This window comes from uncultured Sphingosinicella sp. (genome assembly GCF_963974575.1).
Classification (GTDB): Bacteria; Pseudomonadota; Alphaproteobacteria; order Sphingomonadales; family Sphingomonadaceae; genus Sphingosinicella.
The window spans coordinates 477,039-492,464 of the sequence record NZ_CAXBBQ010000001.1 but is presented as its reverse complement, the minus strand read 5'-3'; the positions used below and the strand labels follow the sequence as shown (position 1 = coordinate 492,464).

18 protein-coding genes, 1 tRNA gene and 1 pseudogene are annotated in these 15,426 nt (G+C 64.4%); 3 read left to right on the top strand and 17 right to left on the bottom strand.

The window, feature by feature from the left end; genetic code table 11:
- The first annotated feature begins 357 nt into the window (after nt 1-357).
- Nucleotides 358-822, top strand: a complete 465-nt coding sequence (locus tag AAC014_RS02500; protein ID WP_339703765.1) for a MucR family transcriptional regulator — start codon at nt 358-360, stop codon at nt 820-822.
- Here the strand turns inward: AAC014_RS02500 and AAC014_RS02495 are convergent.
- From AAC014_RS02495 to AAC014_RS02415, 17 genes and pseudogenes are all read right to left on the bottom strand, one after another.
- Nucleotides 782-1,507, bottom strand: a complete 726-nt coding sequence (locus tag AAC014_RS02495; RefSeq protein WP_339703763.1) for a hypothetical protein — start codon at nt 1,505-1,507, stop codon at nt 782-784. The two genes, AAC014_RS02500 and AAC014_RS02495, sit on opposite strands and share 41 nt — an antisense overlap.
- 7 nt (nt 1,508-1,514) lie before the next feature.
- Complete coding sequence (locus tag AAC014_RS02490) at nt 1,515-1,922, bottom strand: hypothetical protein (protein WP_339703761.1); 408 nt, start codon at nt 1,920-1,922, stop codon at nt 1,515-1,517.
- Nucleotides 1,919-2,107 carry a LysR family transcriptional regulator gene (locus AAC014_RS02485; RefSeq protein ID WP_339703759.1) on the bottom strand — a complete coding sequence of 63 codons (189 nt, stop codon included), beginning with the start codon at nt 2,105-2,107 and terminating at the stop codon, nt 1,919-1,921. The genes AAC014_RS02490 and AAC014_RS02485 overlap by 4 nt, the downstream gene beginning before the upstream one ends.
- Nucleotides 2,108-2,126: 19 nt before the next feature.
- The gene (locus AAC014_RS02480; protein ID WP_339703757.1) at nt 2,127-3,362 is read right to left on the bottom strand and encodes an FAD-dependent oxidoreductase; all 1,236 of its coding nucleotides are present in this window, start codon (nt 3,360-3,362) and stop codon (nt 2,127-2,129) included.
- Between the two features lie 79 nt (nt 3,363-3,441).
- Nucleotides 3,442-4,644 carry a 3-oxoadipyl-CoA thiolase gene (gene pcaF / locus AAC014_RS02475; RefSeq protein ID WP_339703755.1) on the bottom strand — a complete coding sequence of 401 codons (1,203 nt, stop codon included), beginning with the start codon at nt 4,642-4,644 and terminating at the stop codon, nt 3,442-3,444.
- Between the two features lie 2 nt (nt 4,645-4,646).
- The gene (locus AAC014_RS02470; RefSeq protein WP_339703753.1) at nt 4,647-5,411 is read right to left on the bottom strand and encodes an alpha/beta hydrolase; all 765 of its coding nucleotides are present in this window, start codon (nt 5,409-5,411) and stop codon (nt 4,647-4,649) included.
- Nucleotides 5,408-6,973 carry a benzoate-CoA ligase family protein gene (locus tag AAC014_RS02465; protein ID WP_339703751.1) on the bottom strand — a complete coding sequence of 522 codons (1,566 nt, stop codon included), beginning with the start codon at nt 6,971-6,973 and terminating at the stop codon, nt 5,408-5,410. The genes AAC014_RS02470 and AAC014_RS02465 overlap by 4 nt, the downstream gene beginning before the upstream one ends.
- A gap of 99 nt (nt 6,974-7,072) precedes the next feature.
- On the bottom strand, nt 7,073-8,356 hold the full coding sequence (gene boxB / locus AAC014_RS02460) for a benzoyl-CoA 2,3-epoxidase subunit BoxB (protein WP_339703977.1): 1,284 nt from the start codon (nt 8,354-8,356) through the stop codon (nt 7,073-7,075).
- 29 nt (nt 8,357-8,385) lie between these two features.
- A pseudogene (locus AAC014_RS02455) lies at nt 8,386-8,850 on the bottom strand (nucleotidyltransferase domain-containing protein); the annotation flags it as partial.
- A 72-nt stretch (nt 8,851-8,922) separates the two neighbouring features.
- Nucleotides 8,923-9,321: a sigma factor-like helix-turn-helix DNA-binding protein gene (locus tag AAC014_RS02450; protein ID WP_339703750.1), complete on the bottom strand. Its 399-nt coding sequence runs from the start codon at nt 9,319-9,321 to the stop codon at nt 8,923-8,925.
- Between the two features lie 195 nt (nt 9,322-9,516).
- Nucleotides 9,517-10,767, bottom strand: a complete 1,251-nt coding sequence (locus AAC014_RS02445) for an integrase arm-type DNA-binding domain-containing protein (RefSeq protein ID WP_339703749.1) — start codon at nt 10,765-10,767, stop codon at nt 9,517-9,519.
- 153 nt (nt 10,768-10,920) lie between these two features.
- A tRNA-Phe gene (locus AAC014_RS02440) sits at nt 10,921-10,996 on the bottom strand.
- 70 nt (nt 10,997-11,066) lie between these two features.
- Entirely contained in the window at nt 11,067-11,249 is a 183-nt protein-coding gene (yacG, locus tag AAC014_RS02435; RefSeq protein ID WP_339703747.1) for a DNA gyrase inhibitor YacG, read from the bottom strand.
- The gene (locus AAC014_RS02430; protein ID WP_339703745.1) at nt 11,227-12,204 is read right to left on the bottom strand and encodes a ribonuclease; all 978 of its coding nucleotides are present in this window, start codon (nt 12,202-12,204) and stop codon (nt 11,227-11,229) included. Before AAC014_RS02430 ends, yacG begins: the two co-directional genes overlap by 23 nt.
- Nucleotides 12,197-12,775 (bottom strand): nucleoside triphosphate pyrophosphatase, encoded by a 579-nt coding sequence (locus tag AAC014_RS02425; RefSeq protein WP_339703743.1) that lies wholly within the window; start codon nt 12,773-12,775, stop codon nt 12,197-12,199. Before AAC014_RS02425 ends, AAC014_RS02430 begins: the two co-directional genes overlap by 8 nt.
- A gap of 11 nt (nt 12,776-12,786) precedes the next feature.
- The gene (gene infA / locus AAC014_RS02420; protein WP_339703741.1) at nt 12,787-13,005 is read right to left on the bottom strand and encodes a translation initiation factor IF-1; all 219 of its coding nucleotides are present in this window, start codon (nt 13,003-13,005) and stop codon (nt 12,787-12,789) included.
- Nucleotides 13,006-13,097: 92 nt separating this feature from the next.
- On the bottom strand, nt 13,098-13,400 hold the full coding sequence (locus tag AAC014_RS02415) for a hypothetical protein (protein WP_339703739.1): 303 nt from the start codon (nt 13,398-13,400) through the stop codon (nt 13,098-13,100).
- Between the two features lie 81 nt (nt 13,401-13,481).
- Here AAC014_RS02415 and hisG point away from each other — a divergent pair, with 81 nt between their 5' ends.
- Complete coding sequence (gene hisG / locus AAC014_RS02410) at nt 13,482-14,138, top strand: ATP phosphoribosyltransferase (RefSeq protein WP_339703737.1); 657 nt, start codon at nt 13,482-13,484, stop codon at nt 14,136-14,138.
- The gene (hisD, locus tag AAC014_RS02405) at nt 14,128-15,408 is read left to right on the top strand and encodes a histidinol dehydrogenase (protein ID WP_339703735.1); all 1,281 of its coding nucleotides are present in this window, start codon (nt 14,128-14,130) and stop codon (nt 15,406-15,408) included. The genes hisG and hisD overlap by 11 nt, the downstream gene beginning before the upstream one ends.
- Nucleotides 15,409-15,426 lie beyond the last annotated feature (18 nt).

Sequence of the window (15,426 nt, the reverse complement as noted above, 5' to 3'; positions counted from 1 at the left end):
CGAATCCTCTTGGGTGCGCCATTTTTCAAACACTTAGCTACCCCCGACCAATTACGTACGGAAAATGTACGGAAAATACTTTTCGCTCGGCGTAGTGGAACTCCTCGCGCATGAATGCCTAACTCAATCAGCTTTTTCACTGCCAGCGCTGTTGGACGAAACGACCGCCCGAACGCGAAGCTGAAAGCGGCCCGCATATCTGAGCATTTGCGGCACCGATTTCCGTAGCGATTATAAAAGTCTGCAATTGCCATGAGTCTGCGGTTGGTCTGCATCCTTCAGTCGGTGAAGGTGAAGCGCCAGTTGACGCTATAGGCCGTCCGCCTTAGCCCCGGGCTAACAGCGATGGGAGGCCTAATGGACGAGCGCGACGAAACCTTGATTACGTTGACGGCCGATATCGTGGCAGCACACGTATCGAACAACAATGTCGCGGTCGGCGATGTTTCGATGCTGATCGAGCGTGTGCATGGCGCGCTGAAGGGCCTTGGTGCTGAAGCTGCTCCTACCGCCGAGGAATTGAAACCCGCGGTGTCAGTGCGTGCTTCGGTCAAGCCTGATCACATCGTGTGCCTGGAGGACGGAAAGAAGTTCAAGATGCTTAAACGGCATCTCCTGACCGACCATGGAATGACTCCTGCCGAATACCGTGCCAAGTGGAGTCTGCCGGACAACTACCCGGTGACCGCTCCGAACTACACCGCCCAGCGGAAGGAACTCGCGCTCAAGATCGGGCTCGGGAAGAAGAGCGCGCCGGCGAAGCGCGGAGGGAAACCTGCAGCTAAGTCGCCAAGGGGACGCCTAGCATTGAAGCATGATTGAATGGTCTTCTGCGGCGACCATCACCTTCGCCCAAGCCGGTCGCTGACAGTGTCGTCCTCGTCATGCCACTTGGCCTGGCTATCCCACATCTCGGCGATGCTTTCGAGCAGTCAAGGTCTTCTTCGAGGATCTCGTCTCCTGCCTCGGTCACAAAATGCTCTGCGAAGAGCCAGCGATGCCGCGCCACTGGATCGCGCGGAGCAAGGGCGTCATAAATATCGTGGCGCGTACCGGCCCAGTTGTCGGACTCGGCCTTGGCCTTCTTCCAAGCATAGCGGGAGAAGACCGATATGCGCCTATGTTCGTGAAGAACGGCTCTTTCGGCATCATCCGGCTTGCTGTCGATCCATTGCCGAACGCTTGCCCAAAGCTTCTCCTGATCCTCATCCACTAAGTAGGTCGAAAGACCTATCAGATTGGCAAGTCGGCTACGGTCGAGCAACGGCCAGTCCAGCATCACGTCCAGCGCGTGGCGGTGCATCAGATAATCCTCGTGACTATCGAAGCTGTCCCGGCTGACGCCGGCGGCATCGGTGCGCCACTTCGGGGAGGAATTGCGGGTTGCAAAGCGAGGGTGCGAACCGTCCTGCGCAACGCAGATGCGCCAAGCGACGCCTGGGAAGTCCCGAACCACCATATCGAGAAGTGCCAGCCGCCGCTCAATCCCGGCTGCGGTCTGCGGCATCCGCCGCTCATTCGTGCCCACCGACATGATGTACAAGGTGCAGACGGCAATCGTTACGCGTCTGCAGAAAACCACCGTGGGCAATCCCCGTGCCGAAGGCGTCCGGACGGGGGCGCTTGCCGGGCTTGCTCAGCGCGATGACGTCCGGACCAAGTTGGACTAGTTGCTCTAGGAAGCAACACTGATCACTGGCGGCGAAGCCGGAAACCTGATCGAGGCCGACGCTGACAAGGGCGCTTTCCTGGCCCCCACGCTTCTGCGTTGTGAAAACCCCGGCAACGCAACTATAGTCCATAGCGCCGAGGCATTTGGCCTGGTTTCGACCCTGATGCCCTATCGCGATATCCAGGAAGCCGCCTCGCTCGTGCGCGCCGGCGAAGGCTCGCTCGTGTGCTCGCTGTTCAGTCGTGATCACGGCACGGTCGGTGATTTTGTCGGCGAGGTCGCATCGAGCTTGGCCAGAGCGTGGCTGATTGCCGAGGGAGTCACGCAGAAATGCTCGGCGGTCTGCCGAACGCTCAGTCCGCGCAGCATCGTATCCAGAATTCTCAGATGGTTGAGATCCAGCGCGGATAAAATGCTGTCCGATGAGCCGTCCACGAAATGCGCCGATACGGGTCTATGCCGGCAGTAGATTCTTCAACGGAATCGCCGTGTCGGCCAGCCGATCACGCTCAGCCGCCACGCCAAGCTCGACCAGCCTGCGCCCCTGGCTATAGTCGCGGATTGCGTTGACGCAGTCCAGCGCGACGACCTTGCCGCCCTTCAGATAGACCACCGAGAAGCTGCGGCTCGTCGGCTCGCCGCGGACGACCGCCTCCTCGAACCCTAAAGACAATCCCACGGTCTGCAGGCGGAGGTCAAACTGATTGGACCAGAACCAAGGCACCGCTTCATAGGGCTCGTCCGCGCCCGAGATCGCCTTGGCGACCGTCATCGCCTGGTCGTTCGCATTCTGAACCGATTCCAGCCTGATCCATGCGCCGCCCGCGAACCGGTTGCGATGCTCGGCGCAGTCGCCGATCGCGTAAATGTCCTTGAGGGACGTGCGGCATTGCGCATCGACCCGGACACCGTTGCCGACTTCGGCGCCCGCCGCAGCCAGCGGCGCGATCTCGGGCGAGATGCCGATGCCGACGATGACCATGTCGGCCGCAACGACGCGGCCGTCGGTCAGCCGAACCCCCACGACCCTGCCCTGCGCCTCCTCGATGCAATCGACGCTCGTTGCGAGCAGCAGTTCGACGCCATGCGCGCGATGCTCGGCCTCGAAGAAACGAGAAAGCGGCTCGCCGGCAACGCGGGCCAGCACCCGGTCCTGAGCCTCGATGACGGTGACCCGCTTGCCGAGCTTGGACAAAACCGCCGCCGCCTCCAGCCCGATATAACCGGCGCCGATCACGACGATCCTGTCCGCGGATGCGATCTCGCCCAGCATGCGATCGACGTCCGCCCTGGACCGGACGGTATGAATGCCGGCAGCCGTACGGCCGGCGCAAGTCAGCCGCCTGGGCGTCCCGCCGGCGGACCAGATCAACGTCCCATAGGATATGGTGCGGCCGTCGGCGGTCGTCAGGACATGCGCATCGGCATCGACCGAGACCACCCGGTGCCCCTGGAGCAGCGTGACGTCCGCCTCCTGCCATTTCTCGGCGGTCTTGAAGGGAAGGCGATCCCATGATTTCTCGCCCAGCAGATACTCCTTCGAAAGTGGGGGCCGATCATAGGGAAGCTCGCGCTCGTCCCCCGCGATCGCAATGGTGCCGTCGAATTTCCGAAGCCGAAGCGAGGACGCCGCAGCGGCTCCGCCATGCCCGCCGCCGACGATGACGACGTCGAATCCAAGTCCACTCATTGCGCCTCACCTCCGATGACCATCGATCTGTGGTGAAAACCGCGATGCTCGAGACGCGTAGACGGCAATCGGCGCCGCATCACACGCGCTCAAGCAGCATCGTCACACCCTGTCCGACGCCGACGCACATCGTTGCAATGCCGTAGCGCCGGCCGCTACGCGCCAGTTCTTCGGTCAGCGTCAGTGCCAGACGCGCGCCGGACATACCAAGGGGATGGCCGAGCGCGATCGCGCCTCCGTTGGGGTTCACGCGCGGGTCGTCGTCAGCGACACCCAGCCCGCGCAGGACCGCGAGAGCCTGGCTGGCGAAGGCCTCGTTGAGCTCGATCAGATCGATCTTCTCGGTCGTGAGACCGGCGCGATCGAGCAGCCGGCGCGTGGCGGCAATCGGCCCAATGCCCATGATCCGCGGCTCGACCCCGGCCGACGCCATGCCAAGGATGCGCGCGCGGGGGATCAAGCCATGCTTCGCGGCCGCCTTCTGCGAGGCGACGATCATCACGGCCGAACCGTCGTTGACACCGCTCGCATTGCCTGCAGTGACGGTTCCGCCGGGGCGCACGATCGGGCGTAGTGCCGCCAGCGCCTCGACAGTCGTTGCCCGCGGATGCTCGTCGCGGTCGACGACGAGCGGTCCGCCCTTGCGCTGCGGCACCTCTACTGCAGCGATCTCGATTGCGAGCCGCCCTGACGCCTGGGCCGCGGCAGCGCGCATCTGGCTGCGCGCCGCGAACGCATCCTGATCCGCGCGCGAGATCCCGAATTCCGTCGCGACATTCTCACCGGTCTCGGGCATCGAATCGACACCGAACGCGGTCTTCATCGCCGGATTGACGAAACGCCAGCCGATCGTGGTGTCGTACACCGCATTTGTGCGCGAGAAGGCACTTTCGGCCTTGGGCATGACGAAGGGCGCACGGCTCATGCTCTCGACCCCGCCCGCGATCAAGAAATCGGCGTCGCCCGCGCGGATCGCCCGCGCCGCGGTGCCAACGGCGTCGAGCCCGGATCCGCACAAGCGGTTGACCGTCACGCCGCCGACCTCCGCTGGCAGCCCGGCGAGGAGCGCGGCTATGCGCGCGACGTTGCGGTTGTCCTCGCCCGCCTGGTTGGCGCAGCCGAGAATCACGTCGTCGACCGCCTCCCAATCCACACCGGCGTTGCGCGCGATCAGCGCGGCAATCGGAACCGCCGCCAGATCATCAGCGCGAACGGAGGCCAGGCTGCCGCCGAAGCGACCGATCGGCGTGCGCAGCGCGTCGCAGATAAATGCTTCGGCCATGTTCAGTCCCTGTCCTTGAGAAAATCGCATATTGCGGCGATCACCGCGGCCGCCTGGTCGCGATGCGGCGAATGACCGCAACCGTCGAGTTCGAGCCGCTGGGTCGCGGGCAGCACCGCGGCGATCCGGTCGAGCTGCTCCATCGTGCCATATTCGTCGTCACGGCCCTGGATCAGCAGCGCGGGAGCATGAATCCGCGGCAACAGTGCCTCGATATTCCAGTCGCGGAACGCTGGATCGAGCCAGATATCGTTCCATTTACGAAAAATGTGATCCGGATCGGCGTGATAGCGCTGCATCCGCTCACCCATGCCGGATGCCACATAGGAAGCACCGATCGTCGCGATGCTCGATACCGTCACGTCCTCGACGAAGACATGCGGCGCCTCGAGGATGAGGGATACCGCCAGCTCCGGATACCATGACGCACCGATCAGCGCGATCGAGCCGCCATCGCTGTGCCCCAGCCAGTGCGCGCGGGGAAGGCCCAGCTGTCGATGGAACACCGGAAGCAGTTCCGCCTCACGGTGCATATAGTCCGGCCGACGCGGCTCGAAGATCGGATCGCTCCAGCCGTGCCCCTGGCGCGACCAGGCAATCACCTCGCGGCCGGTCGCCTCGGCCAGGGCCTCGGGAAAGTTCTTCCACAGCCTGACCGACCCAAGGCCTTCATGCATCAGCAGGATCGGCAATCGTCCAGACCGGATGCCCGTCCAGAGCGCGAATTCGAGCTTGGCGCCATTCAACTCCAACGTCTCGCGGATCATGCCGTCTCGCGTAACCGGTAGCGCTGGATCTTGCCCGTCGCAGTCTTCGGTAATTCGTCGGCAAAGACGATCCAGCGCGGATATTTATAGGGCGCGAGCATCGACTTCACATGCGCCTTGAGCTCTGCTTCAAGCTCGTCTCCGGCCTGCTCTCCGGGCCGCACCACGACATGCGCTCGCGGCTTGATCAGACCATCGGCATCCGGCGCGCCCACCACTGCGACCTCGAGCACTGAGGAATGGCAGACAAGCGCCTCCTCGACCTCGATCGGCGATACATAGATACCGCCGACTTTCAGCATGTCGTCGCTGCGGCCGCCATAGCTGTACCATCCATCGGCATCGCAGGAATATTTGTCGCCGGTGCGCATCCATTCGCCTTGAAAGGTCGCGCGCGATTTGGGGCGGTTGCGCCAATAGCCAAGCGCCACGGTGGGACCGCGCACCTGCAACTCGCCGAGCTCGCCCGAGGCAACCTCCCGCCCGCCTTCGTCGACGATGCGCAATTCGTATCCGGGCACAGCCTTCCCGGTGCATCCGTATCGGACAGACCCCGGAGACTGCGCGAGGTAGACATGCAGCATCTCGGTCGAGCCCAGGCCGTCGATGATGTCGCCGCCGAAACGCTCGCGAAACGCTTCGCCGAGATGGGCTGGAAGGCATTCGCCGGCCGAGGTGGCGATGCGCAATCGGGGTGCCTCGTCACGTGTCGGCGTCGCGCCCGAAGCGAACCAGCCCGCGAAGAAGGTCGGCACGCCGCACAGCACGCTGACGCCATGCGTCTTGATCAGCGAGGAGATCGCGTCGGGCGTGGCCCGTCCGTCGAACAATATGGCGGTGGCCCCTGCCGCGTAAACGAAGCTCAACGAATTGCCGAGGCCATAGGCGAAGAACTGCTTGGCCACCGACAGGACGACATCGTCCTCCCGAAATCCAACCACGCCGATGCCAAACAGGTTGGCAGTGAGCCGCATCGATCCATGGCTGTGCATCGCGCCCTTTGGCCGGCCGGTGGATCCGGAAGTGTAGAGCCAAAAGGCGATGTCGTCGCGATGGGTGTCGGCTGCAAGCGCCGCCGGATTGCCCGAAGCGATCATCTCCTCGAGCGGCTCCCACGGTCCGTCACCGCTCGAGACGAAGCGGACATGCGAAAAATCCTTAGCGATCTCGGTCCAGTGATAGCTGAGTTCGTGCGATACGAACACCGCCGCCGCTCGGCTGTTCTCGAGGATCCAGCGATAGTCTTCCGCAACCAATAGCGTGTTGAGCGGCACCGGCACCACGCCGGCCCGGATGGCCCCGAGAAACACCGTCGGAAAATCGACGGTGTCGAGAAGGCAGAGCAGCACGCGCTGCTCGCGTACCACGCCGAGGCGATCAAACACCCCGGCCATGCGTGCGATACGATCTGCGAGCGCGGCATAGCTGGTCGCGCCGTTTCGGTCGACGATCGCCGTCTTGGCGGCTCGGCCGCCGGCAAGGTTCGGCTCGATCAGATCGACCGCACCGTTGAATTCTTCCGGCAGATCCTCGATCCGCCGCGCCTCGGCGCTATTCTTCACACACCCTCCGCATCGGCGTCATTTGCTGACGCTCTTGACCATGGTTGCGGACGCCGACGGGCGGGCCCGCCCGCCGGCCTTCCTCATCGAACAGCGCGGTCAGGCCGCGCGGACATACTCATAATCGAAGCCATGATTGTTGATCCCGCGATCGGGCGGCGCGATCCAGTTGGCGCATTTGCCGATCTCGGTCACCGGCACCATCAGCGACTTCACATAGGCACGGTCGCGCTCGCCCGGCAGCGCGATCTCGATCTCGTCGCGCGATGCCGGCTTTCCGTCGATGCCGAAATCGGAACCGGACCACAGACCGACCTTGCGATTGAACCGCTGGGACGGCAGCGCCAGCTCGAAGTCGAAACCGGCCTTGGCGATCGTTCGATTCCAACGGGTGAAGCCGACCTGGCAATCGCGGATATAGGCAGACCGGGTGATGAAGTTCATCGCGTTGCGGGTCGGCACCTCCTGCTCCCCGTCCGGCGTATCGAGCAGCTCGATGGTGCCGCTCGCGTCATGATCCTCGAACGTCTCTTCGTCGGGCCGCCCCTTCAGCCCGTTGGCGAAATAGTTCGCGGCATTGGACGAGATTTCGGCGCCGAACAGGTCGAGTGCAGAGGAATACCAGAAGTTGATATAGCGCTGCAGCAGCGGCAGATCGATGACGCCCGCCTTGCGCAGGGTCTCCGGATCATCGGCTCTCAGCTTTTGCATCTCTTCCAGCGTGCGCTTGACGATGCGTCCGATCCCGGTCTCGCCCACGAACATGTGGTGCGCTTCTTCGGTCAGCATGAATTTGCATGTACGGGCGAGCGGATCGAAGCCGCTCTCGGCGAGCGACTTGAGCTGATATTTGCCGTCGCGGTCGGTGAAATAGGTGAACATGAAGAACGACAACCAGTCGTCGATCGGCTCGTTGAAGGTGCCCAGGATACGCGGATTGTCGATATCGCCCGAATGGCGATACAGCATGTCTTCCGCTTCCTCGCGTCCGTCGCGGCCGAAATAGGCGTGGAGCAAGTACACCATCGCCCAGAGGTGGCGCCCTTCCTCAACATTGACCTGAAACAGGTTGCGCATGTCGTAGAGCGACGGTGCGGTCAGTGCGAGCAATCGCTGCTGCTCGACCGAGGCCGGCTCGGTATCGCCCTGGGTCACGATCAGGCGGCGCAGCACCGAACGATATTCGGAAGGCACCTGTTGCCAGACCGGTTTGCCCTTGAAGTCGCCGAACCCGATCGTGCGCTCCTGCTGCTTGTCGGCCAGGAAGATCCCCCACCGATAGTCGGGCATCTTCACATGGCCGAACGTCGCCCAACCCTTCGCGTCCACCGAGGTCGCTGTGCGCAGATAGACTTCATGACCCTGATAGTGCTCGGGGCCCAGCTCCTTCCACCAGTCGAGGAAGGCGGGTTGGGCTTCGGCGTATGGAACGGCGTGTCGTCGCTCTGGTAGAGCGCGATGCCGTCTTTCGCGACGTCCATAAAGAAATAGCGGCCGTGCGCGAGGCCGTCGTTCACCTCCTGCAGCGTGTGCACGATGAAGTTCACCGGGGTCTTCAGCGTCTTGGTGATGCCATACTCGCGCATCAGCTGGTCCTCGGCCTTCTCCCAGTAGGGGATGCGGTCGGTGAGGCGTTTGTCGTTGACGACAACAAGCAGGTCGAAGTCGGATTTGTAGCCCTTGGCGGTGTGCGGCTCGTCGACCCAGCCGCCGCGCGCGTAGCTGCCGTAGAGCACGACCTTGAGGATGCGGCCCTTCTTCTTCCATGCCTGCGTGGCGAGCGCGGTGGCTTCCTCGAAGCCTGCGAACAGAACCTCGAGCACGCGCTCAAGCTCGCGCTGCTTGGCGGGCGGCAGATGATCGAGGTCGGTGCGCATACGAGACCTTCCTAGCAACTGGGGCGTGACTTTGCACTGCAAGAACAGGGCGCTACGGCCACAACCCCCTGATCAGAGGGTTGTGGCCTCATCCAAGGCCACCAGTGCATCCGCCATGCGGGTCTCGACCTCATCCAAGGTACGACCGAGCCGCACGGCGATCCGGTCATGCGAGAGCCCGTCCCAAGCCAGCTCCAGCAACTGCCGCGACACGGGGTCAAGCGCCAGAAACGCCGTCCGATAGCGTGCGCCGACGTCCGCGATCCGGCTGATCGCGCGCACCATGTGGCGCTCGACACGCCATTCGCTGATGCCCATTTCTCGCGCGATCTCGGCGTAGCACTTGCCTTCGACCCGGTGCGCCATGAACACGATCAGCGTCGTTTCAGGCAGGCCGTCGAGCACGCGCCGCATCACCGACAGCCGGTCCATATCCTGCGGCACGGCGGTTCCATTGATAGGCTGCTCCATCCCTCTTCTCCCTCTCCAACAGCCGCACCCGGCGGAAGAGCGGGGTGGGCGGCGGAGCGCCGACAGGTCCGGCCCCAAGGGCCGGGCCTGCACCCGAAGGGCTGCAACGAAGTGAAAGACCCGCCATGCGGGTTGCAGGACCGGCGCGGCCGGACCAAAGGCAAAGCGACCCGCACACACCGCGCGGGAGCCGGATCAAACAGACTTCATCCGTCCGAAGGGCGGATGGCGGTTATCCTTCGTGAACTTGCCTCGAACGACGTTCGCCCTGCGCAACTTGTCGAGGTGATCCGACCAATATTGCATCATTCGGACGCGCTCGGCCCAGTGTTCGCCGCGAAGATAGGCGCGGCGGACGTTGTTGCTTTCCATGTGCGCCAGCTGCCGTTCGATCGCGTCCGGATGCCATCTGCGGCTTTCATTCAGAAGCGTGCTCGCGAGCGCGCGAAAGCCGTGGCCGGTCATCTCGGTCTTGTCATAGCCGAGACGCCGCAACGCGGCGTTGATGGTGTTTTCGGAGATCGGCCGGTCGTTCGTCCTCACGCTCGGGAACAGATAGCGAGAGTTTCCGGTGATCGCATACAGGCGCTCAAGAAGGTCCACGACCTGCTTCGAGAGCGGCACCTTATGCTCCCGCCCCATCTTCATTTTCGAAGCGGGTATCGTCCAAACGGCCTCGTCCGCATCAAACTCGTCCCATTCGGCGTTCCTGAGTTCACCGGGCCGAACGAACACATGCGGCGCAATTTTCAGCGCATACTCGACCGCAGGCTGACCTTCGTAGCCTTCGATCGCGCGGAGTAGTGCGCCAACCTTGGCGGGTTCGACGATGGCCGCGCGATGTGTGACCTTGGGAGCGATGAGCGCACCGCGAAGGTCGACCGTCACATCCCGCTTGGCGAGCCCCGTTGCAATCGCATAGCGAAGCACACTGCTGAAGGTGCTCCTCAGCCGCCGTGCCGTTTCATACCGGCCGCGCACTTCGACAGTCCGCAGCACCGTCAAAAAGTCAGGCGCGGTCAGCTTTCCAATCGGGCACGTCCCGATAAGCGGTTCTGCAAAGCTGAGAAGCCAGCGCAGCTTCTCCATGGTCGCCGTCGCGCGTCCTTCCGCTTCGATTTTCGCGAGCCACTCATCGGCCACCGCCTTGAACGAATCACCGCCCTCGAGGGAAGCGATGCCGCTGGTCAGCTTCTTGTAGGCGGACGGGTTCAGCCCCTTGTCGAGCATTTTGCCCGCATTCGCGCGCTTTTCCCGCGCTTCTTTAAGGGAGACCTCAGGATAGATGCCCAGCGCCAAGGTGCCCCGCTTGCCCGCATGACGGTAATCGAAACGCCAGTAACGTGCGCCATTCGGATGCATCAGCAGGTACAGCCCGTACATGTCGGCAACCTTGTAGGGCTTCTCCCGACACTTCAGTCTGCGAATGACGGCATCAGTCAGCATGACGGTACATTTCCCAAAAAATGTACCGTCAATGTACCGTCAGCAGCAAAAGTTGACAACAAACTGGGACGGTCACGAGCGGACAATGTACCGTCAAAAGGCGCAGAATTCTGCCGTTTTTTGGACGCCTGCGGATGTGTGCGGAAAAGGCGATGGTGCCCGGGGACGGAGTCGAACCGCCGACACTGCGATTTTCAGTCGCATGCTCTACCAACTGAGCTACCCGGGCACATTCCGGCGAACGCGGAATGAAGCGCGCCTCTTAATGGCCTGCGCAGGGCTTGTCCAGCACCCGCGCGTCAATCCTCGGCAGGGGGCTCCTCATCGGAATGCACGGGCACGCGGTAGCGTTCGTCGAGCCACGAAATGAGGTCGCGGTCGCGGCAGAGCTGCGAGCAGAACGGCTTGTGCGCGGGCGTTTCGGGCTTGCCGCAAACGGGGCAGCGGCCAAGGCGCGAGTCAGCTTTGGGCGGCATGGACATAACCGGCTTGTAGCGCGAGCGCGGCATCTTCGGCCAGCACGACCTGCGCACCGATATGGCGTTCGAGTTCGGTGACCAACGGCGCGTGCGCGCGCAGCCATGTGACGACGCGTGGTGCGGCGGTGAGCGTGCGCGGCCCTGCCCCCGGCGTCCGCGTGGCAAGGTGTAGGAGCGCAAGCGCGGCGGTTTCGAGCCGTGCATTCTGCACAAGCTCGATGATCGAAGCGCGCGGGCGCGGGCGGACGATCTGCAAGAAACCGAAGCCGTTCACCGCTGTGCGCTCGAAGGGCTGCGGGAGCAGGCTGTCGACGAGGTCACCTGCAGCCTGGCGTGCGACCTTGTCGCGCAGCGTCGGCAGGTCGATGCAGATGGAGCCGCCGATGTCGAACCGGCGGATCGCAGCGACGGCGGCGCGAACCCCGGCCATCGCGAGGTCCACGGCCGGGAGATCGCCATCGATATCGATGGTCGTCATCGCCGGGGTCGGCACGATGGCGAGGCTGCCGCCGGTAAATGCGACATGGCCGCTTTCCGCCTGCGCAATCGCCTCTCCCCATCCGTAGTGATCCAGCGCTTCGCCGTGGCCGAGTGCGCGCGCACTCGGCGGATCGAACGCGGGCGCCGTGATCCGCCCGGGCACCGCGCCCGCAGCGCCTTGCGCCCGCACCTTCGCAAGCCGGGGACGACCGCGCTCCGGGATCGGCTCGCGCGCCACGATGACCCGCACGAGCCCGCCTTCGGCAAGATCGGCGGGAACGGGTTCAAGCAGCGCTTCGTGATCGCCCAGCAGCACGATGCCGCGCCGCGCGCCCAGCTTCGCCGTCAGCCGCGCATCCCATATCTCGCCCGCGCGGGGGCCGCCTTCGCGCACGATCCGCATTTCGGCGATCGCGCCGGCCTCGATGAGCGCGGCGCGGGTTTCGCCGATGCCGCGCTCGATCAGCCATTCAGCCATCGGAGGGGACAATACCGGACGCGGCGAGAAGCGCCGACGTCTCGTAAAGCGGCAAACCGACGACACCCGAATAGCTGCCGGAGAGGAAGCGCACGAAGGCGGCGGCGCGGCCCTGGATCGCATAGCCCCCGGCCTTGCCGCACCCTTCGCCCGCGCGAACATAGGCATCGATCTCAGCAGCCGAGAGCCGCTTGAAGGTGACGATGGTTTCGGCAACACGCTGGCGCAGGCGCCCCTCCGCATCGATGACCGCAACAGCGCTGAAAACACGGTGCCGCCGCCCCGAAAGCAGCGTGAGGCATTGCCGGACGATCTCGTCGGTGTCGGCGGGCGGCAGGATACGGCGGCCTGCGGCGACCGTGGTGTCGCCCGCGATCACCGCCTCGCCTGGCTCCCGCGACACGGCGGCAGCCTTCTCGGCAGCCAGGCGCACGGCATAGTCCCGCGGCAGCTCGCCGCGCCGAGGCGTTTCGTCGATGTCGGGCGAAAGCGTGCGCGCCGGAACGATGCCGATCTGTTCGAGAAGGGCGCGGCGGCGCGGGCTCGATGAGGCAAGGACCAGCGCCGGCACAAACAGTTCCGTTATTTGAAGCGGTAGGTGATGCGGCCCTTGGTGAGGTCGTAGGGCGTCAGTTCGACGAGCACTTCGTCGCCGACGAGCACGCGAATGCGGTTCTTGCGCATCTTGCCGGCGGTGTGGCCCAGAATCTCGTGATCGTTTTCAAGTTTGACCCGGAACATCGCGTTGGGGAGTAGTTCGGTGACTATCCCCCGCATTTCCAGAAGTTCTTCCTTCGCCATTCAGTCTCCTTGCGCGGGCAAGCGTGCCCGCAAATGCTGCCTGCCCTTGGCGGAAAAGGCGCAGAAACGCAAGGTTGCTGTTGGAGACGGGTTCAGCGGCGCCGGAGACGCCGCGCGTTTGCGGTGACGCGGCGGTGTACGGGCGCAAGCGCGCTTTCGGCTGCCTCCATGGGGTCGCGAGCACGCGCCGCGCCCATCATGCCGCGCGTGAAGGCATCGACCTTTTCCGGTACCATGCGATTGAATTCCTTGGCATCGAAGGCTTCCGGGAAGATCGCCGCGTTGCCGAGCATGGCGCTACGTTCAGCGATCACGACCATTGAGGCCGACCAGGTTTCCATCGACATGCGCCACAATCGGACCATTTGCGGACCCGAATACCACCAGTCGACCATACACACCCCGCATGTTTATCCGCGCTGGCGAACCGCCGACTCCGTTGCAGCGCAGCACCGCCTTCTTTACAGGCAGTCGCGATGAAAACGGAACTGGTCTTTGCAATCCCTAAGGGACGCATCCTTGAGGAAGCGTTGCCGCTGCTTGCGCGCGCTGGAATCAAGCCCGAACCCGCATTCGCGGACGAGAACAGCCGCGCGCTGCAGTTCGCCACGAACGTGCCGGGGCTTTCGCTGATCCGCGTGCGCGCGTTCGACGTCGCGACCTTCGTGGCGCACGGGGCGGCGGACCTCGGCATCGCGGGGAACGACGTGCTGATGGAGTTCGCTTACTCCGAGATCTACGCGCCCGTGGACCTCGGCATCGGGCGCTGCCGACTTTCGGTGGCGGAACCCGCCGAGATGGCCGCGGGCGACGATCCGCGCAGCTGGAGCCACGTGCGCGTCGCGACGAAGTACCCGAACCTCACCAGTCAGCACTTCGCGGCGCGAGGCGTGCAGGCGGAGTGCGTGAAGCTGAACGGCGCGATGGAACTCGCGCCGAAGCTCGGCCTGACGCAGCGCATCGTCGATCTCGTGTCGAGCGGGCGGACGCTGAAGGAAAACGGGCTCGTCGAGGTGGAGAAGATCGCCGAGGTGACGAGCAGATTGATCGTCAACCGCGCGGCCTTCAAGACCAAGGCGGCGGCGATCGCGCCGTGGATCGAGCGCTTCCGGGAGGCTGCCGGTGCCGCTTGAACTTTCCACCTCCGACGCGGATTTCGCGCAGCGTTTCGCGGCGTTCGTGGACGCAGGGCGGGAGACGGCGACCGATGTTTCGGCGACGGTCAGCGGGATCATAGCCGACGTGCGTGCGCGCGGCGACGCGGCGCTTTTCGAACTGACACAGCGCTTCGACCGGCTCGACACGACGACGCTGCGCTTCACCGACGCTGAAATCAGCGCCGCGAAAGACAAGATCGCTCCCGATCTCCGCGCGGCGCTTGAGCTTGCAGCGGAGCGCATCCGCGCCTTTCACGTCGGGCAGCTTCCATCCGACCACGATGCGGTGGACGCGGTGGGCGTGCGCGCCGGGTGGCGCTGGTCCGCGATCGACGACGTCGGCATCTACGTGCCGGGCGGACTCGCCAGCTATCCCTCGACCGTGCTGATGAACGCGATCCCCGCGAAGGTCGCGGGCGTGCGCCGGCTGGTGATGACGACGCCGACGCCGGGCGGCACGGTCAATCCGCTGGTGCTTTATGCCGCCAGCCTGGCGGGCGTCGACGAGATCTACCGCGTCGGCGGCGCCCAGGCGATTGCCGCGCTCACCTTCGGGACGGACACGATTCGCGCCGTCGACAAGATCACCGGCCCCGGCAACGCCTTCGTCGCCGAAGCCAAGCGGCAGCTTTTTGGGCGCGTCGGCATCGACATGGTCGCGGGGCCTTCGGAAATCCTTGTGGTCGCGGACAGCGCCGCGAACCCGGACTGGCTTGCGGCCGACCTGCTGAGCCAGGCCGAGCACGACCGCACCGCACAGGCGATCCTCATCACTGACGATGCGGGCCTTGCTGCGCGCACGGCCAAGGCTGTGGACGCCACGCTCGACGCACTCGGCGGCGAGGTGGCGCGCGAAAGCTGGGCGCGCTTCGGCGCGATCATCACGGTCCGCGGCCTCGACGAAGCGCCGCCGCTGATCGACGCGCTCGCGCCCGAACACCTCGCGCTCAGCATCGCGGACCCGCAGGCGATGTTCGCGCGCGTGCGCCACGCGGGATCGGTGTTCATGGGCTATCGGACACCCGAGGCGATCGGCGATTATCTCGGCGGGCCGAACCACACGCTGCCCACGGGACGCCGCGCGCGCTTCTCCTCCGGGCTCTCGGTGGCGGACTTCATGAAGCGCACGACCTTCCTCGATTGTTCGGCGGAAGGCTTCGCCGCCGTCGGTCCCGCCGCCGCGCGACTGGCCGAGGCAGAGGGCCTGCCCGCGCACGCGCTTTCGGTGACGCGCCGCCTCGGTTGATGGTGCGACACCCTATCC

Bases quoted from the DNA above. Each gene is read 5' to 3' on its own strand.
- AAC014_RS02480 (WP_339703757.1), bottom strand. From the start codon at position 3,362: ATGAGTGGACTTGGATTCGACGTCGTCATCGTCGGCGGCGGGCATGGC.
- AAC014_RS02500 (WP_339703765.1), top strand. From the start codon at position 358: ATGGACGAGCGCGACGAAACCTTGATTACGTTGACGGCCGATATCGTG.
- AAC014_RS02450 (WP_339703750.1), bottom strand. From the start codon at position 9,321: ATGGAGCAGCCTATCAATGGAACCGCCGTGCCGCAGGATATGGACCGG.
- infA (WP_339703741.1), bottom strand. From the start codon at position 13,005: ATGGCGAAGGAAGAACTTCTGGAAATGCGGGGGATAGTCACCGAACTA.
- AAC014_RS02470 (WP_339703753.1), bottom strand. From the start codon at position 5,411: ATGATCCGCGAGACGTTGGAGTTGAATGGCGCCAAGCTCGAATTCGCG.
- AAC014_RS02415 (WP_339703739.1), bottom strand. From the start codon at position 13,400: ATGGTCGACTGGTGGTATTCGGGTCCGCAAATGGTCCGATTGTGGCGC.
- AAC014_RS02495 (WP_339703763.1), bottom strand. From the start codon at position 1,507: ATGCCGCAGACCGCAGCCGGGATTGAGCGGCGGCTGGCACTTCTCGAT.
- yacG (WP_339703747.1), bottom strand. From the start codon at position 11,249: ATGTCCATGCCGCCCAAAGCTGACTCGCGCCTTGGCCGCTGCCCCGTT.
- hisG (WP_339703737.1), top strand. From the start codon at position 13,482: ATGAAAACGGAACTGGTCTTTGCAATCCCTAAGGGACGCATCCTTGAG.
- pcaF (WP_339703755.1), bottom strand. From the start codon at position 4,644: ATGGCCGAAGCATTTATCTGCGACGCGCTGCGCACGCCGATCGGTCGC.
- AAC014_RS02445 (WP_339703749.1), bottom strand. From the start codon at position 10,767: ATGCTGACTGATGCCGTCATTCGCAGACTGAAGTGTCGGGAGAAGCCC.
- AAC014_RS02430 (WP_339703745.1), bottom strand. From the start codon at position 12,204: ATGGCTGAATGGCTGATCGAGCGCGGCATCGGCGAAACCCGCGCCGCG.